Consider the following 21,312-nt stretch of genomic DNA (forward strand, 5'->3'; position numbering starts at 1 on the left):
GAGAGCATCCAACGCGGGCGTTGTCAGCATGTTTCGCGGGCGATGATCAAGCCTCGTGCAGCCGCTCCGGCCGGAGGTCTGCCGCCTCGATACCCGCACGGGCGAGGGCATCGGGCCAGGCAGCCCCGGTGACGAGGGATTCGACAGCTTCGGCCATGGCGGGCGCCGTCTGCAACCCGAACCCGCCCTGGCCCGCAAGCCAGAAGAAGCCGGGTGCTTGCGCATCGAAGCCGGCCGCCGGGGTCCGATCGCGTGTGAAGGTTCGCAATCCGGCCCAGCGATGGGCAATGCGCGCGACCGACAGGGTCGTATAGCGCTCGACCTTCCAGGCGGCGAGGGCGACGTCATAGTCTTCAGGCTGGGCGTCGCACGGCCCGCTCTCGACTTCGTCGACCGGGGAGGCCATCAGCCGGCCGGATTCGGGGAGGATGTAGAAATCGTCCACCGCGGTCTTCACGAACGGCCAGCCGCGAACTTCGGCGCCCGCTGGTGGATCGACGACGATGATCGTGCGCCGCAGCGGCTTGAGGCCGATCGGCCGAACTCCCGCCGCTTGGGCTATTTCGTCCGCCCAGGCGCCGGCGGCGTTGATGAGGATCGGCGCGGTCCAGGTCTCGCCGTTCTCGCTCTCGACGCGCCATCCGCCGCCCGCCGGCTCGACCGTGCGAAGACGCCGGCCGGTCAGCACTTCGCCTCCGGACGTGCGGATCGATCGGGCATAGCTCTGGAGCAGGGCGTCGGAATCGAGCCGCAGACCATCCGGGTCGAGCAAGCCGGCAACGATCGCGTCGGTGCCGGTGCGCAAAGGAGGGAAGCGGCGCAGCATCTCGCTCTCGCTTTGCGGCTCGATGCAGGCGGAAAAGGTCGTCATGTCGCGCGCCAGCATCTCGAGGGCGGTGCGCATCTCTTCGGTCGCCACGAACAGGGCAGGGCTGCGCCGGCAGAGCACGCCTTCGCCCGCTTCCAGGAAGAAGGCACGGCTGTGCGCGGTCATCGATCGGACGATCCGGTTGCCGATCCCGAAATGGGAAAAGGTCGCACTGCGGCCGGAACTGTGATGGCCGAGCGATTCTTCGGCCTCGGTGACAACCACGCGTCCATGGCGGGCAAGCGCGGCGCCGGCCGAAAGGCCCGCGACTCCGCCGCCGACGATCAGGAAGTCTGCGTCACTCACGGCGCCGGCCGCTAGCGGATTTGTCTGCTCTGGTCACCCTCCGAGCCGGGCCGGCCCTGCGTCCATGCCGTCACGGCCGGAACGCGGCGTATGACCTCCCCTCTGCTCGCTTCCTGGTGCGGCCGGCAGCGACGCGGCCTGCTTCATGTCCCCCCAATGCGCCGGGATTGGCGGGCGCCCTGCGCTTGTGGGGACGGCAACGAAGCAATTGCCCCGGTTGACGCCCGGCCCGCCTCCCGGCATCGCCCCTCGGACGCGGCATTGCGGGTGGGCGAGGAAGCATGACGGACGAAGAGCTGGCGGCGCGGCTGGCCGAGGGAGCAGGGCGGCTCCTCACCGAGTTGCGCGAGAGCCGCATCCTCGAGGGCGCTGCGCTCGGCCGGGTGGGGGATAAGGTCGCCAACGCCTATCTGCTCACGGCCTTGCGCGAGTGGCGGCCGCAGGACGCGATCCTGTCCGAAGAAAGCCCCGACGACAAAGCGCGCCTGGAGAAAGAGCGGGTCTGGATCATCGATCCGCTCGACGGAACCCGCGAGTTCAGCGAAGGGCGCGACGACTGGGCGGTGCACGTCGCGCTCGCTGTTCGCGGCGAGCCGCGCTTGGGGGCGGTCTCGCTTCCCGCGCGGGCCCGGCTGTTCCGGTCCGATTGCTGTCCGACGCCACCGGGCGGACAGCGGCCCCGGCCGCTCATGCTCGTCAGCCGCACCCGGCCTCCGGCCGAGGTCGAGGATATAGCCGCCATGCTCGGCGCCGAACTGGCGCCGATGGGCTCGGCCGGCGCGAAGGCTGCTGCGGTGATCGCCGGAGACGCCGACATCTATTATCATGCCGGCGGGCAGCATGAATGGGACAATTGCGCGCCCGCGGCGGTCGCGATCGGCGCCGGTCTTCATGCCAGCCGCGTGGACGGCTCGCCGCTCCTCTACAACCGGCCGGATACGATCGTTCCGGACCTCGTCATCGCCCGGCCGGAATGGGCCGAGAAGATCGTCGCTTATTGCCGCAAATAAGGGCGAAGCCCCATCCAGCGCTCGAGCTTGCGCTCGAACGGCAAGGTGTAAGCCGGGCTGCTCGAAGGGAGATCGATCAGGTCCAATCCGCTCGTCTCCCCCAGCTGGGCGCGGCCGATCCGCGCCGACGTCCCGCCGTTGAACCCGATAGCGCGCAGGTGCGGCAGGGTTTTGTCGAGCGCAACAAGATCGCTGGCGGTGTGGAGCCGGATGTCGGCGTCGAGGCTGCCGCGTCGGGTCGCTGCCGCGACCGTGTCCCAGAGCCCGACGCCGGAGTCGAGCAGCGTCACCAGCCGTGCCTCGTAGGCAAGCGGCGTCAGCGGGCGTTCGATGACCGCCTCGAGGAGGCGCCAGAACTGGTTGCGCGGATGAGCGTAATAACGGCTTTGCGCCAGCGATACGGCGCCTGGAAGGCTGCCGAGTAGCAGCAATCGGGTGTCGGGACGGATGACTGGCGCAAAGCAATGCTGAAGGCTCGAATCGCTCACCTCCACGACATGGCGGATCCCGGCAGGTCCCGACAAGTCGCCGGCTCCTTTCGCGCCTGCAACGAAGCCGGTTGACGGGCGTGCGATTTGGAAGGACAGCCGACGCGAAGGGGGTGAGGGAGACACAATATGGTACGGAAATTTGTCATGCTTTTCGTCGTGGGCGCCGGGCTCTCGCTCACCGCCTGCAACACGGTCCGCGGCGTCGGGACCGACCTGCAGTCGGTCGCCAATGAGGTCGACGACGCGACCTGAGGACGGGCCTGCCGGGGCGGTGCCGAGCGGGACCGGAACCGGTTACTCCTAACAAAAGGCCGTGCGCGTCGGACGAAGGAAGGCGATCGAGATGAGGGTCTCGGGAAGCTGTCATTGCGGGGCGGTGCGTTTCGAGGTGGAGGTTTCGGGCGGCGTCGAAGTGTTCGACTGCAACTGCTCGCTTTGCTCCGCGACCGGCTTTCGCCACCTCATCGTCCCCCACGACGATTTTCGCCTGGTCGAGGGCGAGACCGCGCTGACGAGCTACCGCTTCGGCACCGGCACCGCCAATCATCTCTTCTGCAGCCGGTGCGGAGTGAAAAGCTTCTATCAGCCGCGCTCCCATCCGGACTCCTGGAGCGTGAATCTCAACGCCATCGACGACATATCCGGCCTCGCCATCTCCTTCACCGCCTTCGACGGCCGCAACTGGGAGCAGGCGGCCGTCGCTCTCTCGGACCGGTTCTAGAGCGGAAAGAGTGGTCGGCCCGCGGCCGCCTGGGCGTAGAGTGCGAACGCCAGGCCGGCCCACAACAGGCTTCCGGCAATCAGGACCGCCCATCGTGCCCGCAGCGTGAGACCTACGCCGGCTGCGACGGCGGCGAGGATCGGGATTGCCTGCTCGGCATGGATGCCGACGAAATGGGCGATGCGCAGATCGCCGCCGGACCGGTTCCAGCCGAACAGCGGCGCGGCGCCGGCTTCCGCGCCGACCGAATGGCCGCCATTGGCGGCGATCGCGATGCCGAAGCCGCCCCCCAGGGCGAAGGTGAGAACCAGCCCGATCACCAGCGCCGCGATGAAGTCGCCGGACAGGCCGGCGGCGGGGCGCCGGCCGATCTCCCACGCCAGCGGCAGGGTGGTGGCGACGAGCAGCACGGAAAAGATGCCCATCAGGGCGTACATCAGGGCGTAGAAGGTCGTATCCTCGTTGAAGTGGGATTCGAGCCCGCGCGAGCCCTGCCAGATGATCCACACCAGTTCGAAGGTGCTGGCGAGGAGAATCAAGCCGACAGTGGCGCGCATCGGGCGGGAGCGCCGGCGCTCCGTCCGGATATAGCCGAAGAGCCACGCCGCGGTCAGGGTGAAGATGCCGACCGACGACAGGAACTTGGCCGGCTTGACCCAGACGTTGACGCCGCTTTCGAGCACACGCGGGTCGATCGCCTGCATCGCTACCGCCACGGCCGCCAGGGCTATCGAGGCGAGGCCGTACAGCGCGAGGGACCGCTGCCGCTCGATCAACTCGGTCAGGAAGGGAAGGGTGAATCGCACGGGACGGATGGCGAGGCTGTTCATCGAGCGGTCTCCTTGTCGGTTCGGGGGCGAACGGCCAGGCGAACCAGCAGGTAGAGAAGCAGGCCGGCCGGGCCGAAAAGGAAGGTCAAGGGCAGGCAAGGGAGGATCAGCAGCGGGTGGATTTCTCGCCCGATCCCGTCGCGGACGATCCAGGCGCCGACGAACAGGTCGAAGGCGAGATAATGGAGCCAGCCGGCGGCGAGTGCGCTGTCGTCCGCGAACAAGGCGCGGACCTGTTCGATCGAGCCGAATCCTCCGCCTTCGGCGCCCATGCCCCTGGCAATCAGCAGGACATAAGCGATCGCGAGCAGTGCCGGGATCGCCAGCTGGGCGATCGGCCAGACGACCGGCCGCGCGGCGGCGAGGAAGAGCGAGATCAGCAGCCCGAGCCAGCCGAGCATGGCCAGCATTCCGGCAAGATCGAACGCCATCGCAGGGTCTAGCATCGTTGCATCCTCAATCTTGACGCTGTACAGATCGCCTTATGGACAACGATCTAAACAGTGTCAAGACCAAGCGTGCAGGCCGCGGCTATCATCACGGCGCCCTGCGCCAGGCCTTGATCGAGGCGGCGGAGGCCGTGATCGCCGAGCGCGGCGTCGACGGCTTTTCCCTACGGGAGACGGCCCGGCGCGCCGGGGTGTCGCCAGCCGCGCCGGCGCACCATTTCGGCGATGCGCGCGGCCTTCTGACTGCGCTCGCGACCGAGGCCTTCCGACGGTTCGGCGACAGTCTGGCGGCCGCCGATGTCGGCGAGACCCGGACCGAGCGGCTCCGTTCGCAGGGCATGGCCTATGTCCGCTTCGCCCTTGCCGAGCGCGCCAAGTTCGACCTGATGTGGCGCTACGGGCTCGTCGACGGCGACGATCCCGATCTCCGCGAGGCGGGCCGCCGGGCCTTCGCCGTTCTCGACGAGGCGGCGCGCGGCCGGAGCGAAAGGAAGACGGACTCGCTGGATCCGGCAGTGGCGCCGTCGATCGCGAGCTGGTCGATGGTCCACGGCTTTGCGCGGCTGGCGCTCGACGGTGCGTTCGGAACGGCGCCAGGGGACGCTGAGCGGGCCGCCGACCAGCTGTTACCGCTCGTGCTCAGGCACCTCGACGTGTGACAAAGGCGCCCCGCCGAATGCCTAGGCGTCCGTCGCCGGCACGCGATAGGCGGCCGAAGCAACATCACGACACCTTGCCCGATCCCGGGGTCCGCGCTTAGGTTCTCCCATAAAATAAGCGGGGAGGGCGAGCATGGCCAGTGTGGCGGCAGATACGGCGCCAAGCGAAAGCGGCCGCACGCGCATGGTCATCGCCGCCTCGTCTGCCGGCACGGTCTTCGAATGGTATGACTTCTTCATCTACGGCACGCTGGCGGCGTCCGGAATCATCGGGCGCACTTTCTTTCCGGCGGGCAACGAGACGCTGCAGACGTTGCTCGCCTGGGCCGGATTCGCCGTCGGCTTCGGGTTCCGCCCATTGGGCGCCATCCTGTTCGGCTATATGGGCGACCGGCTTGGGCGGAAATATACGTTCCTCATCACCATCACCCTGATGGGCCTTGCTACCGCCGGCGTCGGGCTGGTGCCGTCGGCCGCCGCGATCGGCATTGCCGCGCCGGTGCTCATCATTCTGCTCCGGATCTTGCAGGGGCTGGCGCTCGGCGGGGAATATGGCGGGGCGGCAATCTACGTCGCCGAGCACTCGCCGCCCGGCAGGGCGGGCTTCTATACCAGCTTCGTCCAGGCTTCGGTCGGCGGCGGCTTCGTGCTCAGCCTCGCCGTGGTCCTCGGCACCAAGATGGTGATGAGCGAAGCCGATTGGGATGCGTGGGGCTGGCGTGTCCCGTTCCTCATCTCGATCCTGCTGCTCGCCATTTCGCTGTGGATGCGTTTCAAGCTGTCCGAAAGCCCGGTGTTCACGGCGATGAAGGAGAGCGGCGGCTGCACCGCCAATCCGTTCAAGGAGAGCTTCACTTATCCCGGCAATCGCAAGCGGCTGTTCGTCGCCTTGTTCGGAATCGCGGCCGGACTCACCGTCGTCTGGTACACGGCGATGTTCTCGACCCTCTCCTTCCTTCAGGGAACGATGCGGGTCGAGGGGACGACTGCCCAGCTCATCGTCGGGGCCGGCGCGCTGGGCGGGCTCGGCTGGTTCGTCCTGTTCGGCCGCCTGTCGGACCGGGTCGGCCGGAAGAAGCCGATCGTGATCGGCTATGCTCTGACCCTGATGCTGCTCTTTCCGATCTTCTGGGTGATGGGATCGGCCGCCAATCCGGAAATGGAGGCCGCGGCGGCGCGGGCGCCGGTCAGGATCGAGCGGCAGAGTTGCGAGTTCGATCCCTTCGCGAGGCGCCAGGCCGATCTCTGCGGCCGCGTCATCGGCGAGCTGGCCGGCCTCGGCGTGCGCTACCAGTTCGACCTCCCCGCCGGGAAGGCGGCGCCGGCCGTCGAGCCGCTGGTCGTCCGGATCGGCGGGGAGACGCATGTACTGACCGACACCGGCGAGATCCGCCCGCTGCTCGAGGCGGCCGGCTACCGGTTTGAACCGGTCGTGCCCAGCGCGGGCAATGTCGCCCTGCTCATCCTCGCGATGCTGGCGATCACCGCTTTGTCCGGAATGACCTACGGGCCGGTCGCGGCGCTCCTGTCCGAGATGTTCCCGCCCCGGATCCGCTACAGCTCGATGTCGATCCCCTACCATTTCGGCACCGGCTATTTCGGCGGCTTCCTTCCCTTCATCGCCAGCTATATCGTCGCGACAACCGGCGATCCCTATTCCGGCCTCTGGTACACCTGGGGCGTCGTCGCCATGGCGCTGATCGTCACCTGGCTCTGGCTTCCGGACGGGGTTGAACACCGGGCCTCCGGCGCGGCGTGACTTGGCCCGAGGGCCCCGCTAGGGCGCGGCGATGGTCCACCTCCCGCTGCGGCTGATCCTCGACGGAGATGCGCTCGTCTCCAATTGGAAGTGGCTCGCCGGTCGGGGCGGCGGTGCCGCCTGCGGCGCGGCGGTCAAGGCGGACGGCTACGCGCTCGGCGCGCGCGAGGTCGTAAAGCGCCTCCAGCAGGCGGGTTGCCGCGATTTCTTCGTCACGACCTGGGCCGAGGCGGAGGCGTTGGCGTCCTTGCCGCAGGATGTCTCCCTGTCCGTCCTGCACGGGGTCGGGCCGCGGGACGGACCCGCGGCGCAGCGATCGCGGGCGCGGCCCGTGCTCAACAGCCCCGAGCAGGTCGCCCGCTGGCGCGAGACCGGCCGCCCTTGCGACGTCATGGTCGACACCGGGATCAACCGGCTCGGAATCTCGCCCTCGGACGTCGCGTCGGGACTGCTCGAAGGCCTGCGGATCGAGACCTTGATGAGCCATCTCGCCTCCGCTGACGAGGACGTGCCGACGAACGAGGCGCAGCGGCGCGCTTTCGCCGACCTTGCCAGCGGCGTTGCCGCCCGCCGCCTGAGCCTCGCCAACAGCGCTGGAATCTGCCTGGGTTCGGACTTTGGCTTCGACCTCACCCGTCCGGGCATCGCCCTTTACGGCGGCGTGCCACGGCCCGAGGCAGCAGGGCACATCCGCCAGGTCGTCCGCGTCGAGGCCGAGATCGTCCAGCGCCGCCGGGTGGAGGCGGGCGATCGCGTCGGCTACAATGCCACCTTCGTCGCCGAATGCCGGCACGAAATCGCGATCCTCAACATCGGTTATGCCGACGGCTATCTTCGCGGTTTCTCGGGAACGGGACGGGCGCGTGTCGGCGATGGCTTCGTCCCGGTGGTCGGCCGCGTGTCGATGGATCTCACGGCGATCTGTATCGACGGGGCGCCCGAACTGGCGGAGGGCGACTGGATCGAGCTCGATTACGACCTTCCGACCGCTTCCGCCCAATCCGGTCTCAGCCAATATGAGCTGCTCACCGCCCTCGGGTCGCGGTTCGAGCGGATCTGGAAGTAGGGCTGCCCGTTCGAGGCCCGACGAAACTCACAGGCCCGGTCGGCGGTTCTCTCACCGTGGCCCGCATCGCTCATCTGTCGGACGTCCATTTCGGCGCGCATGACCCTTCGGTCGTCGCCGGCGTCGAGGCGTGGCTGGTGGCGGATCGGCCGGACCTGGTCGTCATCAGCGGCGACTTCACGCAGCGGGCGCGGGTGGAGCAGTATCGCGAGGCACGCGCCTTCCTCCGCCGCCTCGAGGCAGTCGGGCTGCGGACGCTCTGCGTCCCAGGCAACCACGACGTGCCGCTCTTCGACGTGCTGCGCCGCTTCGCCCGCCCGCTGAACCGTTATCGCCGTTTCATCGAGGAGGATCTTTGCCCCTGGTTCGAGAACGAGCGCCTCGCCGTGCTCGGAATCAACACGGCGCGGTCGCTCACCATCAAGCACGGCCGGATCAACCATGAGCAGATGGCGCTGATCCGCGAACGCTTTCGCGCCGTGCCCGACGACAGGACGAAGATCCTGGTGACCCACCATCCCCTGTTTGCCATGCCGATCGGCGAGGAAGGTGGCCTGACCAGGGTCGTCGGTCGGCACGAACCGGCGCTTCAGGCAGTCGCCGAGGCAGGCGTGCACATCCTCCTGGCCGGCCATTTCCATCGCACCTACTCGGCCGCCGCGCGAGAGATGGTCGAGAATGCCGGGCCGGCCCTGGTGATCCAGGCCGGCACCGCAACTTCCACCCGGTTACGGGCCGGGGAAGCGCAGAGCTTCAATCTCATTCATGCCCGTCGCAATGACGAGGTCGACCTGCAAGTGATCGCATGGGACGGTACGGCTTTCACCGGGCGGAGTCAGGCCCGCTTCACTTTCGACGGCGAGAATTGGCATCCGCGGCCGGCAGCGGCAGAGCTTGCCGGCTGATCGGCTTGCGGCGACTGGAACTTGAGACTAAATGGCCCCGCTCGATTCGGGAGGTTTCCATGCACAGCGCAGAGTCGGTCGTGATCCGTTCGGTCCTCCGGGACCCGGCTTGCTGTGTCTCCCCGTCCGACGTCCGCTCGCAGGAGCGGCTCCGGAGCTGATCTCAGGCTGATCCGAGCGCCGACCGGCGCCACTCGGATCCGGACCGCCAACACCGCAGCCCGAATGCCCCCTTGGCCGACCGCTCGTGCGGTCCCGGTGCAGGTGGCGCTGCTGAATCTCCAATATCAGGTGACCCATGTTTCTGGATATCGCTCCGGCGCCTTATCGCCGCGCTATTCTGTTCATTCTCTTCGCTGCCGTGCTCGACATCATGGCGATGGGAATCGTCATCCCGGTGCTCCCGTCGCTCATCGAGGAGTTTACCGGGTCTAACGCCGCCGCCGGCTTGTGGAACGGAGTCCTCGTCGCCTTGTGGGCGGTGATGCAGTTCGTCTGCTCGCCGATCATCGGAGCGCTCTCCGACCGATATGGGCGGCGCCCGGTGATTCTGATCTCGACGGCGGGGCTGGCGGCCGACTGGATGCTGATGGCGCTCGCTCCGAACCTCTGGTGGCTCGCCGTCGGCCGCATGATCGGCGGGATGACGTCGTCGAGCTTCACGGCCATCTACGCTTATGTCGCGGACATCATTGCGCCGGAGAATCGTTCCCGTGCCTACGGGCTCGTCGGCGCAGCGTTCAGTGCCGGCTTCATCGCCGGCCCGGCGCTCGGAGGGGTGCTGGGCGAGTTGGGCCCACGCGTGCCGTTCTGGACCGCGGCCGGCCTGTCGGCCCTCGCCTTTCTCTACGGGCTTCTGGTTCTTCCGGAATCGCTTCCCGAGGAGCGCCGCATGCCCTTCTCCTGGGGGCGCGCGAATCCGCTGGGAGCGTTGCGGCTGCTGGGTTCGCATCCCGAGCTCACGGGGCTCGCAACCGTGAACTTCCTCCTCTACTTCGCCCACCACGTCTTCTCGGCCGTCTTCGTGCTCTATGCCGGCCATCGGTTCGGCTGGAGTGTCTATCAGGTGGGGTTGCTGCTCACCTTCGCCGGCGTCCTGGAGATGCTCGTTCAGGTCTTCCTGGTGCCGCGCGTGGTGCGCTGGCTAGGCGACCGCCGCACGATGGTGCTGGGCCTGTCCATGGGAGCGCTCGGTATCTTCGCCATGGGCGCGGCGCCGACCGGCTGGTTGTTCATTGCCGCCTTGGTGCCGAATGCGCTCTGGAGCCTCGCTCTGCCGACTTTGCTGGCCTTGATGACGCGGCGCGTCTCGGAACGTGAGCAGGGCCAGCTTCAGGGCGCCAACAATAGCGTCGCGAGCATCGCCGGCGTGGCTTCGCCGGTCTTCTTCGGTTGGGTCTACAGCCTGTCGGCCGGTGCCATGCCGGGTCTCAGCTTCGTACTCGCGGCCGCGATCCTTGCCGCGGCGGCGGCCCTGGGCCATGCGGTCGGCCGGCGCGAGATCAGATTGGAGACGGAGACGGCCGGCACAAGCCCTTGAGCGGGTGCGCCGCCGGAGCTTCGAGAATGGGCTAGTCGCGCTCGACGCAGAGCGCGATTCCCATGCCGCCGCCGATGCACAATGTGGCGAGCCCCTTTTTCGCATCGCGGCGGCCCATCTCGTAGAGCAGGGTGGTGAGGACGCGGGCCCCGCTGGCGCCGATCGGGTGGCCGATCGCGATCGCGCCGCCGTTGACGTTGACCCTGTCGGAGTCCCAGCCGAGCTCCTTGCCGACCGCCAGCGCCTGGGCGGCGAATGCCTCGTTCGCCTCGATGAGATCGAGGTCGGCGATCGTCCAGCCTGCCTTCTCGAGAGCCCGCTTCGTGGCCGGTACCGGCCCGATGCCCATGATCGACGGATCGACGCCGGCCGAGGCCCAACTCGCCACACGGCCAAGGACCGGGGCGCCGCGGCGCTCGGCTTCCTCCCGGCTCATCAGGACGATCGCGGCGGCGCCGTCGTTGATGCCGGACGCATTGCCGGCGGTGACGGTGCCGTCCTTCCTGAACGCAGGGCGCAGGCCGGCAAGCGCCGCCTGTTCGACTCCGTCGCGTATATATTCGTCGGCCTCGACAACCGTCTCGCCCTTGCGCGCCTTCACCGTCACCGCCGCAATCTCATCGCGGAAGCGTCCTTCGGCTCGGGCGCGTGAAGCCTTCTGCTGGGAAGCGGCGGCAAACGCGTCCTGATCGTCGCGCGTCACCTGATATTGTTCGGCGAGATTTTCGGCGGTGATACCCATGTGATAGCCGTTGAACACGTCGGTCAGGCCATCCTTGATCATCGTGTCGATCAGCTCGAGCCCGCCCATCTTGGTACCGCCGCGCAGGTTCTGCGCATGGGCGGAGAGGCTCATATTCTCCTGACCGCCGGCGACGACCACGCGCGAATCGCCGGTCTGGATCGCCTGGGCGGCGAGGGCGACGGCGCGCAGGCCCGACCCGCAGACCTGGTTTACGCCCCAGGCCGGTACCTCCTTGGGAATGCCGGCGGCCATCGAGGCCTGGCGGGCAGGATTCTGTCCTTGGGCAGCGGTAAGCACCTGACCGAGGATCACCTCCGAAACCTCGTCCGCGGCAACGCCCGCCTGGGCCAGCGCCGCTTCGATCGCGACTCGGCCCAGCTCATGGGCCGGCGTGGCGTCGAAGGCGCCGAGAAAGGCTCCGACGGGCGTGCGCTTGGCGGCGGTGATGACGATGTCGGTCATGATGGGCTCCTGCTTCCTCCCTCACCCGCTAAAGGGGAGGGGCGCTCCGGACCGCGCCACTAGCAGCTTGCTGCACTGCGGGAAAGCCACGCTGCCAGGGGCTCCCACAGCGTCCGGCGTGCCCGCCGGCCGACGACCATGCCGACATGCCCCTGCTCGAGTTCGAGCCGCCTGCCCATGCCGGCACCGCTCGCCGCCGGGACGATCCGGTCGCTCGTCGAGACGATGTCGAGCAGCGGAAGGTCGAGTGCTGCCACATCGATTAGCTTGCCGCCAACCCGCCATCGGCCGCTGCCCGGCAAGTCCTGTCCGAAGAAGTCCTCGAACAGCTCGCGCGCGGCAGCGACGGCGAGCGGCGGGCCGTCATTCGCCCAGTCCTCGAGCGCCACGAAGGCGCGGGCCTCCTCGCCCTCGAGGCCGGCAAAGGCTTCGAACTTGGCGACGGTACGCGCCGGATCGAGGCTCCAGAAGGCGCCTTGCAGGACTTCCATCGGCAGGACGCCCAAGGTCTCCGCCGAAGCCCTGGACTCGTCCCACAGCCGGGCGAGGCCGGCACGCGACTCGTCTGGGAAAGCGGAGAAATACCAGGGCGCGGCGAGCATCGTGAGGCTTCGCGCCGGGGCCAGTCGGGCCGCCGCCGCCACCATCGTCCCGCCGAGGCAGTAGCCGACCAGGTCCGCTTCCTCGCCGAGCGCGTCCATCAAAGGAAGGAGGATCTCCTCGACGTGGCCCGCGACCGACAGCCGGCTGCGCGCGACGTCCGGCCAGCCCCAGTCGAGGAGAAGGACGCGTTGCCCCCGAGCCGCGAGCCAGCGGAGCAGCGAGCGGCCGGCGAGGTCGAGCACGTTGGGGGGGTTGATCAGCGAAGGCACGAACACAGCGGGCGGGCCCGACCCCCCATAATCGCGGAGCACCGCGCCACGGCACTCGGCGGCTGCGGGCATCGGCGGCGAGGGCATCGGACGCTCCGCCTCCTGGTAACGGCGCAGGCCGGCGAGCGCGCGGCGCATCCGGTCGGGCTCTGCTGCACCCTGTTCGCGCAGCAAGGACAGGAAAAGGGGAAGCGGCCGCGGCCTGTGTTGCGGTGCGGCAAGTTTTGGTGTTAGGCTGCTTGCCCCTGGGACAGAGGAGCTCGGCATGGCGGCGTCCCGCTCGGATGACGATGAGGTCATCATCAAGAAATATGCGAACCGGCGCCTCTACGATACCGAAAGCTCCGCTTATATAACTTTGGAGCGGTTGGCGCAGATGGTTCGCCAGAAGCGTCACTTCAAAGTCGTCGATGCCAAGTCGGGCGAGGATATCACGCGGAGCGTGCTGGCCCAGATCATCATGGAGGAGGAAGCGCGCGGAGCGACCATGCTTCCGGTCAATTTCCTGCGACAGCTTATCTCCATGTACGGCGACTCGATGCAGTCGGTGGTTCCGCACTATCTCGAGGCCTCGCTGGAAGCGCTGCAGCGCAACCAGAACCAATTCCGCGAGGCGATGGCCGGCGCGCTCGCCACCAACCCCTTCGCGGAGATGGCGCGGCGCAACATGGAAATGTTCACCGCCGCGGCGTCCGGCCGTGCCGCCTCGACGTCGCCGGAGCCGGCCGAGGAAGCTGCCAAGCCCGACACCAAGGAGGAGCTTGCTGCATTGAAGGCGCAGCTCCGCGATCTGCAGCAGAAGCTCGACAAGCTCGGCTGATTGCTCTCCCTCCCCCCGACGGGGGAGGGAACGCGCGCAAGGCGTCCGCCTTTGTTCGAGCGCCCCCGATACTTCCAACCAAACCGAAGAGACTCGCCGGTCGTGGACCGCGGAATGGCTGCCCCGCCGAGAAGCGGTTGCGATCTGCTTGACAAGGCGTCTGAACGCCGGTTACTGTTGAAGAAGTTCCTTAATTAAGGAAGTGATTCGATGGCAGCAGCCGATCGTCTCAGCCTGGTATTCTCAGCGCTGGGAGACCCCACTCGCCGCTCGATCCTCTCGCGGCTCTTGAACGGGCCGACGACGGTCCGGGAGCTGGCGGAGCCGTTCGACATGAGCTGGCCGGCCGTATCCCAGCACCTGAAGGTTCTCGAACGGGCGGGCCTCATACGGCGCACGGCCCGCGCGCAATGGCGCTCGGTTTCGATCCGTGCCGAGCCGCTGGACGAGGCCTCCCGATGGATCGATCTGCACCGGCGGGAATGGAATGAGCGCTTCGACCTGCTGGAGGAACAACTTGCGCGCCTGAAAGAGGAGGAACGAGATGTCTGACGAAACCAGCGGCAATCCGCCGGAATTCACGCTGGTGCGCCTGCTGGATGCTCCGCGCCCGCTGGTGTGGCGTGCATGGACCGATCCGTCCGTGCTCGCCACCTGGCATCATCCCCGCGACATCGCGATCCTGCGCGACACTATCGAGACCGATGTGCGTGTCGGCGGCCGCTATCGCTACACGCTGGTCAACCCTGCCACGGGCGAAGCGTTTCCAACCGGTGGAACCTATCTGGAGGTGGTCGAGCCGGAGAGACTGGTTTTCACCTGGGGAAATCCGTCGGACCCGGTCGATGGGGCACCTCGAATGACGCTCGTCTTCGTCGATCGCGCGCCGCAGACCGAGATGATCTTTCACTTGCGCGGCGTGGCTGGCTTTGCCGGGGACAATTATGTTCACGATGGCTGGAGCGAGGCCTTGGACAATCTGCGTAGTCGTTTGGCCCAACCGGTTGGCGCATCCGAGTAGGAAGGCCGATGCTCCTTCAGGACAAGGTTGCCGTCGTTTATGGCGCCGCCGGGAATATCGGGAGCGCGATCGCGCACGTCTTCGCGAAGGAAGGAGCAAGGCTCTTCCTCGTCGGACGCACTCAGAGCAAGGTGCGGAAACTGGCCGAGGCGCTGAATGCGGACTGGGCCCACTTCGATGTTCTCGACGAAGAGGCCGTCGAGCGCCATCTGACGAAGGTGGTCGCCGAGACCGGCCAGGTCGATGTCAGCCTCAACGCGATCAGCATCCACGGCCATCTGCAGGGAACGGCGCTGCTGGAAATGCCGCTGGCCGATATCATGGCGCCGATCGACACTGGACTGCGCGCGAACTTCCTGACGATGCGTGCTGCGGCGCGGCACATGGTCCGACGCGGTGCGGGGGCTATCCTGACATTGTCGGCAACGTCGGCCGGACTGTCGGGCCGCGACCGGGTCTACCACAAGACGGGCGGCTTTTCAGTCGCCTGCACAGCGATCGAGGCACTGACGCGCTCGTTCGCCGGAGAGCTGGGGCGGCATGGGATCCGCGTGGTCTGCCTGAGGTCGGACGCCCTCCCCGAAACCTGGCCGAGCGAGGCTGAGCCGCAATGGCGGGAGACGAAGGCCTATATGGAGGCGGGCACGGCACTCGGCCGATTACCGAGACCCGAAGAGATTGCCTTCGCGGCCGCCTTCGCCGGGTCCGACCGGGCGAGTGCGATGACCGGCGCCACCGTCAATCTGACATGCGGCTCGATCATGGATGTCAGCTAGGGCGCGCCCAGGCGAACAGGCGCGCGCGCAACGGCAAGCGTCTTCGAGGCCAGCAGGCGGTATGAAGGACCTGGCCTGGCCGGCCGTCGCTAGGACCGCGGCTTCTCGAACTTCAGCGTCATCCGGTCGCTTTCGCCGATCGCGAAATAGCGTTCGCGGTCCTGGTCGCCGAGGCGCAAGCGCGGCGGGAGCGTCCAGACGCCCTCCGGCCAGTCGGCCGTGTCGTTGGGATTGGCATTCACTTCCGACGCCCCGACGAACCGGAAGCCGGCCGCCTCGGCGAGCCGGCGAACGGTCGACACCTTGATATAGCCGCTCGTCCGTTCGCGCTCGGCGTCGGCATCCTCCGGAAGGCGATGGTCGACGATGCCGAGCGTGCCGCCGGGCTTCAGCATGGCGAACATCTGGCGGAACGCTTCCTCGCCATAGGGCTGATTGTCGCGCTGGTAGCCCATCTGCCAGTTGTGGACGTTGCGGAAGGTCAGGACGACGTCGGCCGTGCCGTCCGGAACGCGGGGATCGCTGGCCTCGAAAGCGGGGAAGGCCGCGTAGCGAATGTCGCCGTAGAGCTGCGAATTGGCTTCGGCGAGCCGCCGCACGCCGTCGTGGCGATTGCCGAGCGATGCCGCGTAATAAGTGCCGCCGCCCTGGCGGAGATAAGGAGCCAGGATCTCGGTATACCAACCGCCCGACGGCCATATCTCGACCACCGTATCGTCCGGCTCGACGCCGAAGAAGGCGAGCGTCTCGAATGGGTGACGGTAGCGGTCGCGCGCGACATTGTCGGCATTGCGCGTGTCGGCGCGAACCGCGGCCTGGAGCGCATCGTGCCAGGGCTGGTGCTGCATGCCTTCGCCATGGGCCATGCCCTGATGGTGCGCCTGCCCGGCCGCCTGGGCCGGTTGCTGCGCGTGGCCCTGATGCTGGGCGGCGGCGACGGCGCCTCCGGCGCCGATAGCGAGGGCGGCGGTGAAGATCGCAAGTGGCAGGCTCTGGCGGATCATCTTCATCTCCTTACATGCGTCGCCTGTCCATGACGGAGAGAGCATGACGACGCAAGCTACACTATGGACGAGCGCGGGCGCCACCCTGGCGCTGGCGGTCGCGGCGGGAGTGGCCGAATGGCGCAGGACGCGCCGTCACGAGCTGGACGAGCCCGGATGGGTGCCGTGGCGCGGGATCCAGGTCGCCTGTCTGTTCGGTGCGATGGCGTTCGTCGTGCTGGCGGTGCACGCCTGATTGCGTCCGGGCCCGACTCGCCGCCCACCGCGGATGAGGATGCTAGAGGCAGGCCTCGAGATAGGGCTGGTCGAAGCCGAACATCTTGGCCTTTTCGAGCGTGTAGGGACGAAGGCCCATGCAGCGATACTCGCCGATGATCTTCCCGTCGGGCGTCTCGTCGAGATATTCGAACTTGAACAGCTCCTGGGTGACGATGACGTCGCCTTCCATGCCGATCACCTCGGTGATGTTCGTGCAGCGGCGGGTGCCGTCGCGCAGCCGCTTCACCTGGACGATCAGGTCGACCGAATCGGCGATCTGACGCGAGATCGCCTCCTTCGGCACCTTGATGTCCGACATCATCACCATGTTCTCCATACGCGCCAGGCATTCGCGCGGGGAGTTGGAGTGGAGGGTCGCCATCGATCCATCGTGGCCGGTGTTCATCGCCGCGAGCAGGTCGAAGCACTCCCGGCCGCGAATCTCGCCGAGGATGATTCGATCCGGGCGCATGCGCAGTGCGTTGATGACGAGGTCGCCGATGGAGATCGCGCCCTGGCCTTCCAGATTGGGCGGACGGGTTTCGAGCGGAAGCCAGTGCGGCTGCTGCAAACGAAGCTCGGCCGCATCCTCGATCGTGATGACGCGCTCGCCCGGGTCGATCAGCTTCGACATGGCGTTGAGCATCGTCGTCTTGCCCGAGCCGGTACCGCCGGAGATGACGATGTTCATCCGGCTCGCGCCGGCGATCTTGAGCACGGTCGCCATCTTGTCCGAGAGCGACCCCCAGGTCTTCATCATGTCGATCGTGATCGGCTTCTCGGAGAATTTACGGATCGAGATGGCCGTTCCGCGCAGCGACAGCGGCGGGATGATGACGTTGACGCGGCTGCCGTCCTGAAGGCGGGCGTCCGCGAGCGGCGTGGTCTGGTCGACGCGACGGCCGACCTTGTTGACGATGCGCTGCGCGATCTGGAGGAGATGCTCCTCGTCGCGGAACTGGATCTGGGCGAGCTCGAGCTTGCCCTTGCGCTCGACATAGGTCTGGTTGGGCCCGTTGACCATGATGTCGCTGACTTCGGGATCGCTGAGCAGCTCCTCGAGCGGGCCGAGCCCGAGCAGCTCGTCCACCAGCACCTTCTCGAGGGCGAATTGCTCGCGGCGATTGAGGTTGATCTTCAGCTCGGCCAGCACCTCGCCGATGATCGGCCGGAACTCCTCGGCGAGCTCGTCCTTGGAAAGGGTCGCCGCCGCCTCGGGGTCGACGCGCTCGAGCAAGCGGGGAAGCACCTGTTCCTTGATTCGGTGGATCGCCGCCTCGAAACCTTCGTTGCGCGACGAGCCCTGCTCGCCGCTCTGCGCCTGGCGGTCGGCCAGACGCGCCATGGCGTCCATGGGCTCGATCGTCGCGGTGGGATCGAAGGCCGGCTCTTCGGCGGGAAGGGGGATGGACTCGATCGGGGGGAACTGGCTGCCGCCATCGGCCGGCCCGAGCGCCGGACCTTTCATCGGCTTCGCGCTACCGAAGCTCGGGCGGCCGGCAGTGCCGCCGCCCATCCCGTTGCGTCGTCCAAAAGCACTCATGTCGTTCGCTTGACCTCGGCTGTCATCCAGTCGGTTCCCGTCCGCTGCGACTGGTGAATAAGGGGGAAACTTTGACAATTGCCTAACCGCGGCCGTTCGCACAGAGAGCCGGCGTGCCCGCTCCAGCAGCCCCCTCGGTTCGCTCCGCCCTCCTGCTCGCTTTGTCCGGCTTCGCCATCCTGTCGGTCGGCGACGCGCTGGTGAAGACCATGGCCGGCCAGTGGCCGGCGACGGCGGTGGCGACCTTGCGCTACACGGCCGGCGCGGCCGGCCTCGCCGCGGTGGTCGCGCTGCGCGAGGGCCGGGGCGGCTTCGCGGTGCCTCGGCCCTGGCTGCAGCTGGGGCGCGGCGCCGGAGTCGCGATCGCCACCATCTGCTTCTTCCTGGGCGTGATGGCGATGCCGCTGGCGGACGCGACTGCGGTCCAGTTCACCAGCCCGATCCTGACGGCCCTGCTCGCACCGCTGGTTCTCGGCGAGCGGACTCGGCCGGCGACCTGGGTCGCGACCCTGCTCGCCTTCGCGGGCGTGCTGGTAGTGCTCCGCCCGAATCTGCTCGCGCTCGGCCCCGTCGCCTTGTTCCCGCTCGGTGCCGCCTTCGGCATGTCGATCCTGGTGATGCTGAACCGAAAGGCGGCCGGCGTCGCCTCGCCGATCGCGATGCAGTTCCTCGCCGCGATGATGGCAACGCCGATCCTCATCGCCGCCACCGTACTGCTGGCGCTTACCGGCGACCCCCAGTTCCACGTCCCCGAGCCGCCGCTCAGCGTCATCGTCAAATGCCTGACCGTCGCCTTCACCGCGACGATCGCGCATCTGCTCATCTACAGTGCGACGGTGCGCGCCTCGGCGGCGGTGGTTGCGCCGATGACCTATGTTCAGCTGCTGGTCGCCGCGGCGCTCGGCTGGGCGTTGTTCGGAAGCGCGCTGGATCTGTCAACGCTCGGCGGAGCGGCGCTGATCGTGGCCGGAGGCCTGTGGCTGTGGCGCTCGCAAAAGCCGAAGGAAGTGCCGGAGACGGAGTAGGCCACGCGGTATCGTTCAGGCGGAGGGCGTGCTTCGATACGGCATTTCGCCAGGCTCAATGCTTACTCAGCATGAGCGGTGAGCATAAGGGAGAACCGCTCATCCTGAGTAGCGGCTGAGCCTGTCGAAGCCGCGTATCGACGGACAGCTCTCAGGTCATGCGGGCCGACTCAGGCGGCCGCGTCCGCTTTCTCGGCGAGCACCGTCAGGCCCTTCTCGTTCACCTCGGCAAAGCCGCCTTCGATGGCGATGCGCTCGGGCTCCGCGCCCTGGGTCCGATAGACGGCGAGCTCGCCGTTGCGGATCGTGGACATGACCGGGGCGTGGCCGGCCAGCACACCGAAATCGCCCTCGGTGCCGGGGACGACGACCATGTAGACCTCCTCGGAACGGACCAGGCGTTCGGGAGTGACGAGCTCGAAATGAAGGTCGGCCATATCATCCTCTTACTCCCTTTCCCCTTCAGGGGGAGAGGGCAGGGGAGAGGGGAAGTCCGTATGCAAGCGCGGCTTGCCCGACTGCCCCTCTCCCTTCGCCGCTGTGCGGCTCTTCTCTCTCGCCCGCCGGGCGAGAGAGCAGTCTCTTACGCGTCCTGGGCCAGCTTCTCGGCCTTGGCGACGGCCTCCTCGATGCCGCCGACCATGTAGAAAGCGGCCTCGGGGAGGTGGTCATATTCGCCGTTCACGACCGCCTTGAAGCTGCGCACCGTATCCTCGAGCTGGACGAACTTGCCCGGAATGCCGGTGAACACCTCGGCGACGTGGAAGGGCTGCGACAGGAAGCGCTGGATCTTGCGGGCGCGGCTGACGACCAGCTTGTCGTCCTCGCTGAGCTCGTCCATCCCGAGGATGGCGATGATGTCCTGCAGGCTCTTGTAGCGCTGCAGCACTTCCTGAACGGCGCGGGCGGTCTCGTAATGCTCTTGCCCGACCGTACGCGGCTCGAGGACGCGGCTGGTGGAGTCGAGCGGGTCGACCGCCGGATAGATGCCGAGCTCCGAGATGGCGCGCGAAAGCACGGTGGTCGCGTCGAGGTGGGCGAAGGAGGTGGCCGGCGCGGGGTCGGTAAGGTCGTCGGCGGGCACGTAGATCGCCTGGACCGAGGTGATCGATCCCTTGTTGGTCGAAGTAATCCGCTCCTGCAGCGCGCCCATGTCGGTCGCCAAGGTCGGCTGGTAGCCCACCGCCGACGGAATACGCCCGAGAAGCGCCGACACTTCCGAACCCGCCTGGGTGAAGCGGAAGATATTGTCGACGAAGAAGAGCACGTCCTGGCCCTCCTGGTCGCGGAAATATTCCGCAAGGGTGAGGCCGGAGAGGGCGACGCGGGCGCGGGCGCCCGGCGGCTCGTTCATCTGGCCGTAGACGAGAGCCACCTTGGAGCCTTCGGACGTGGCGTTGCCGTCCGCATCCTTGGCGATGACGCCCGCGTCGAGGAACTCGTGATAGAGATCGTTGCCCTCGCGCGTGCGTTCGCCGACGCCGGCGAACACCGAGGTGCCGCCATGGCCCTTGGCGATGTTGTTGATCAGTTCCTGGATGAGCACGGTCTTGCCGACGCCGGCGCCGCCGAACAGGCCGATCTTGCCGCCCTTGGCGTAAGGCGCGAGCAGGTCGATCACCTTGATGCCCGTGACCAGGATCGCATTCTCCGTCGACTGGTCGACGAACAGCGGCGCGTCGGCGTGGATCGGGGCGGTCATGTCGCTGCCGATCGGGCCGCGCTCGTCGATCGGCTCGCCGACCACGTTGATGATTCGGCCGAGCGTCTTCGGACCGACCGGCACGCGGATCTGGGACCCGGTGTCCTTGACCTCCTGGCCGCGGGTGAGTCCGTCGGTCGAATCCATCGCGATCGTGCGGACGGTGCTCTCGCCGAGATGCTGGGCGACCTCGAGGACGAGGCGGTTGCCGCCATTGTCGGTCTCGAGGGCGGACAGGATTTCGGGCAGCTCGCCTTCGAAGGTGACGTCGACGACGGCGCCGATCACCTGGCTGATGCGGCCGACATTGTTGGTCCCGGCGGCGGGGGCGGGGGTCTTGCTGCGGGTGTTAGCGGCGGTGGCCATCTCTTCTTCCTTCTAGTTCCTCCGCGAAGGCGGAGGGCCAGTCGTTGCTTTTCTTGTTCCCCGGCGAAGGCCGGGGTCCAGCTGGAACTCTGTTCCGGTGCCCGGCCTTCGCCG

General features: G+C 67.5%; 24 protein-coding genes. 14 read left to right on the forward strand and 10 right to left on the reverse strand.

What is annotated here, in order from left to right; genetic code table 11:
* Positions 1 to 46: 46 nt before the first annotated feature.
* Positions 47 to 1,174 (reverse strand): FAD-binding oxidoreductase, encoded by a 1,128-nt coding sequence (locus tag EKM57_RS03645; RefSeq protein WP_129791127.1) that lies wholly within the window; start codon positions 1,172 to 1,174, stop codon positions 47 to 49.
* 281 nt (positions 1,175 to 1,455) lie between these two features.
* Here EKM57_RS03645 and EKM57_RS03650 point away from each other — a divergent pair, with 281 nt between their 5' ends.
* Complete coding sequence (locus tag EKM57_RS03650; protein WP_129791128.1) at positions 1,456 to 2,184, forward strand: 3'(2'),5'-bisphosphate nucleotidase CysQ; 729 nt, start codon at positions 1,456 to 1,458, stop codon at positions 2,182 to 2,184.
* Here the strand turns inward: EKM57_RS03650 and EKM57_RS03655 are convergent.
* Complete coding sequence (locus tag EKM57_RS03655) at positions 2,169 to 2,708, reverse strand: DNA-deoxyinosine glycosylase (protein WP_129791129.1); 540 nt, start codon at positions 2,706 to 2,708, stop codon at positions 2,169 to 2,171. The two genes, EKM57_RS03650 and EKM57_RS03655, sit on opposite strands and share 16 nt — an antisense overlap.
* A 93-nt stretch (positions 2,709 to 2,801) precedes the next feature.
* On the opposite strand from EKM57_RS03655, the gene EKM57_RS22640 reads away from it, so the two are divergent.
* Together EKM57_RS22640 and EKM57_RS03660 are read left to right on the forward strand one after the other, a co-directional pair.
* Positions 2,802 to 2,927 (forward strand): hypothetical protein, encoded by a 126-nt coding sequence (locus tag EKM57_RS22640; protein ID WP_256386854.1) that lies wholly within the window; start codon positions 2,802 to 2,804, stop codon positions 2,925 to 2,927.
* A 91-nt stretch (positions 2,928 to 3,018) separates the two neighbouring features.
* Entirely contained in the window at positions 3,019 to 3,396 is a 378-nt protein-coding gene (locus EKM57_RS03660) for a GFA family protein (protein WP_129791130.1), read from the forward strand.
* Here EKM57_RS03660 and EKM57_RS03665 read toward each other — a convergent pair.
* On the reverse strand, positions 3,393 to 4,226 hold the full coding sequence (locus EKM57_RS03665; protein WP_129791131.1) for a hypothetical protein: 834 nt from the start codon (positions 4,224 to 4,226) through the stop codon (positions 3,393 to 3,395). The two genes, EKM57_RS03660 and EKM57_RS03665, sit on opposite strands and share 4 nt — an antisense overlap.
* Positions 4,223 to 4,672, reverse strand: coding sequence for an abscisic acid-deficient protein Aba4 family protein (locus tag EKM57_RS03670; protein WP_129791132.1), 450 nt, complete (start codon positions 4,670 to 4,672; stop codon positions 4,223 to 4,225). Before EKM57_RS03670 ends, EKM57_RS03665 begins: the two co-directional genes overlap by 4 nt.
* Before the next feature lie 38 nt (positions 4,673 to 4,710).
* Between EKM57_RS03670 and EKM57_RS03675 the strand changes: the two genes are divergently transcribed.
* The 5 genes from EKM57_RS03675 to EKM57_RS03695 all read left to right on the forward strand — a co-directional run bounded on the left by EKM57_RS03675 (position 4,711) and on the right by EKM57_RS03695 (position 10,604).
* Positions 4,711 to 5,334: a TetR/AcrR family transcriptional regulator gene (locus EKM57_RS03675; protein WP_129791133.1), complete on the forward strand. Its 624-nt coding sequence runs from the start codon at positions 4,711 to 4,713 to the stop codon at positions 5,332 to 5,334.
* 133 nt (positions 5,335 to 5,467) lie between these two features.
* Positions 5,468 to 7,093 carry an MFS transporter gene (locus EKM57_RS03680; protein WP_129791134.1) on the forward strand — a complete coding sequence of 542 codons (1,626 nt, stop codon included), beginning with the start codon at positions 5,468 to 5,470 and terminating at the stop codon, positions 7,091 to 7,093.
* A 31-nt stretch (positions 7,094 to 7,124) separates the two neighbouring features.
* Positions 7,125 to 8,159 carry an alanine racemase gene (locus EKM57_RS03685; protein ID WP_129791135.1) on the forward strand — a complete coding sequence of 345 codons (1,035 nt, stop codon included), beginning with the start codon at positions 7,125 to 7,127 and terminating at the stop codon, positions 8,157 to 8,159.
* Positions 8,160 to 8,215: 56 nt separating this feature from the next.
* Entirely contained in the window at positions 8,216 to 9,064 is an 849-nt protein-coding gene (locus EKM57_RS03690) for a metallophosphoesterase (protein ID WP_129791136.1), read from the forward strand.
* A 298-nt stretch (positions 9,065 to 9,362) separates the two neighbouring features.
* The gene (locus tag EKM57_RS03695; protein WP_129791137.1) at positions 9,363 to 10,604 is read left to right on the forward strand and encodes a TCR/Tet family MFS transporter; all 1,242 of its coding nucleotides are present in this window, start codon (positions 9,363 to 9,365) and stop codon (positions 10,602 to 10,604) included.
* A 31-nt stretch (positions 10,605 to 10,635) separates the two neighbouring features.
* On the opposite strand, the gene EKM57_RS03700 is transcribed toward EKM57_RS03695, so the two are convergent.
* Both EKM57_RS03700 and EKM57_RS03705 read right to left on the reverse strand, forming a co-directional pair.
* Positions 10,636 to 11,811, reverse strand: coding sequence for an acetyl-CoA C-acetyltransferase (locus EKM57_RS03700; protein ID WP_129791138.1), 1,176 nt, complete (start codon positions 11,809 to 11,811; stop codon positions 10,636 to 10,638).
* A gap of 59 nt (positions 11,812 to 11,870) precedes the next feature.
* Positions 11,871 to 12,857: an alpha/beta hydrolase gene (locus tag EKM57_RS03705; RefSeq protein ID WP_243450869.1), complete on the reverse strand. Its 987-nt coding sequence runs from the start codon at positions 12,855 to 12,857 to the stop codon at positions 11,871 to 11,873.
* A gap of 91 nt (positions 12,858 to 12,948) precedes the next feature.
* Here EKM57_RS03705 and phaR point away from each other — a divergent pair, with 91 nt between their 5' ends.
* The 4 genes from phaR (at position 12,949) to EKM57_RS03725 (ending at position 15,300) form a co-directional block, all read left to right on the forward strand.
* Positions 12,949 to 13,503: a polyhydroxyalkanoate synthesis repressor PhaR gene (phaR, locus tag EKM57_RS03710; RefSeq protein WP_129791140.1), complete on the forward strand. Its 555-nt coding sequence runs from the start codon at positions 12,949 to 12,951 to the stop codon at positions 13,501 to 13,503.
* A gap of 210 nt (positions 13,504 to 13,713) precedes the next feature.
* Positions 13,714 to 14,055 (forward strand): helix-turn-helix transcriptional regulator, encoded by a 342-nt coding sequence (locus EKM57_RS03715; protein ID WP_129791141.1) that lies wholly within the window; start codon positions 13,714 to 13,716, stop codon positions 14,053 to 14,055.
* The gene (locus EKM57_RS03720; protein WP_129791142.1) at positions 14,048 to 14,524 is read left to right on the forward strand and encodes an SRPBCC domain-containing protein; all 477 of its coding nucleotides are present in this window, start codon (positions 14,048 to 14,050) and stop codon (positions 14,522 to 14,524) included. Before EKM57_RS03715 ends, EKM57_RS03720 begins: the two co-directional genes overlap by 8 nt.
* Positions 14,525 to 14,532: 8 nt before the next feature.
* Complete coding sequence (locus EKM57_RS03725; protein ID WP_129791143.1) at positions 14,533 to 15,300, forward strand: SDR family NAD(P)-dependent oxidoreductase; 768 nt, start codon at positions 14,533 to 14,535, stop codon at positions 15,298 to 15,300.
* Positions 15,301 to 15,389: 89 nt separating this feature from the next.
* On the opposite strand, the gene EKM57_RS03730 is transcribed toward EKM57_RS03725, so the two are convergent.
* Entirely contained in the window at positions 15,390 to 16,304 is a 915-nt protein-coding gene (locus tag EKM57_RS03730; protein WP_206185285.1) for a class I SAM-dependent methyltransferase, read from the reverse strand.
* Positions 16,305 to 16,347: 43 nt separating this feature from the next.
* Here EKM57_RS03730 and EKM57_RS03735 point away from each other — a divergent pair, with 43 nt between their 5' ends.
* Positions 16,348 to 16,539 carry a hypothetical protein gene (locus tag EKM57_RS03735; RefSeq protein ID WP_129791144.1) on the forward strand — a complete coding sequence of 64 codons (192 nt, stop codon included), beginning with the start codon at positions 16,348 to 16,350 and terminating at the stop codon, positions 16,537 to 16,539.
* 42 nt (positions 16,540 to 16,581) lie between these two features.
* Here the strand turns inward: EKM57_RS03735 and EKM57_RS03740 are convergent, their stop codons facing one another.
* A complete protein-coding gene (locus EKM57_RS03740; protein ID WP_206185286.1) occupies positions 16,582 to 18,105 on the reverse strand; it encodes a CpaF family protein in 1,524 nt (507 codons plus the stop codon).
* Positions 18,106 to 18,218: 113 nt separating this feature from the next.
* On the opposite strand from EKM57_RS03740, the gene EKM57_RS03745 reads away from it, so the two are divergent.
* Positions 18,219 to 19,130 carry a DMT family transporter gene (locus EKM57_RS03745; protein ID WP_243450870.1) on the forward strand — a complete coding sequence of 304 codons (912 nt, stop codon included), beginning with the start codon at positions 18,219 to 18,221 and terminating at the stop codon, positions 19,128 to 19,130.
* Between the two features lie 170 nt (positions 19,131 to 19,300).
* Here EKM57_RS03745 and EKM57_RS03750 read toward each other — a convergent pair whose 3' ends face one another.
* Entirely contained in the window at positions 19,301 to 19,567 is a 267-nt protein-coding gene (locus EKM57_RS03750) for an ATP synthase F1 subunit epsilon (protein ID WP_129791145.1), read from the reverse strand.
* 146 nt (positions 19,568 to 19,713) lie between these two features.
* Entirely contained in the window at positions 19,714 to 21,198 is a 1,485-nt protein-coding gene (gene atpD / locus EKM57_RS03755) for a F0F1 ATP synthase subunit beta (RefSeq protein WP_129791146.1), read from the reverse strand.
* Positions 21,199 to 21,312: the final 114 nt, after the last annotated feature.

It is taken from the genome of Sphingosinicella sp. CPCC 101087, assembly GCF_004151485.1.
Classification (GTDB): Bacteria; Pseudomonadota; Alphaproteobacteria; order Sphingomonadales; family Sphingomonadaceae; genus Allosphingosinicella.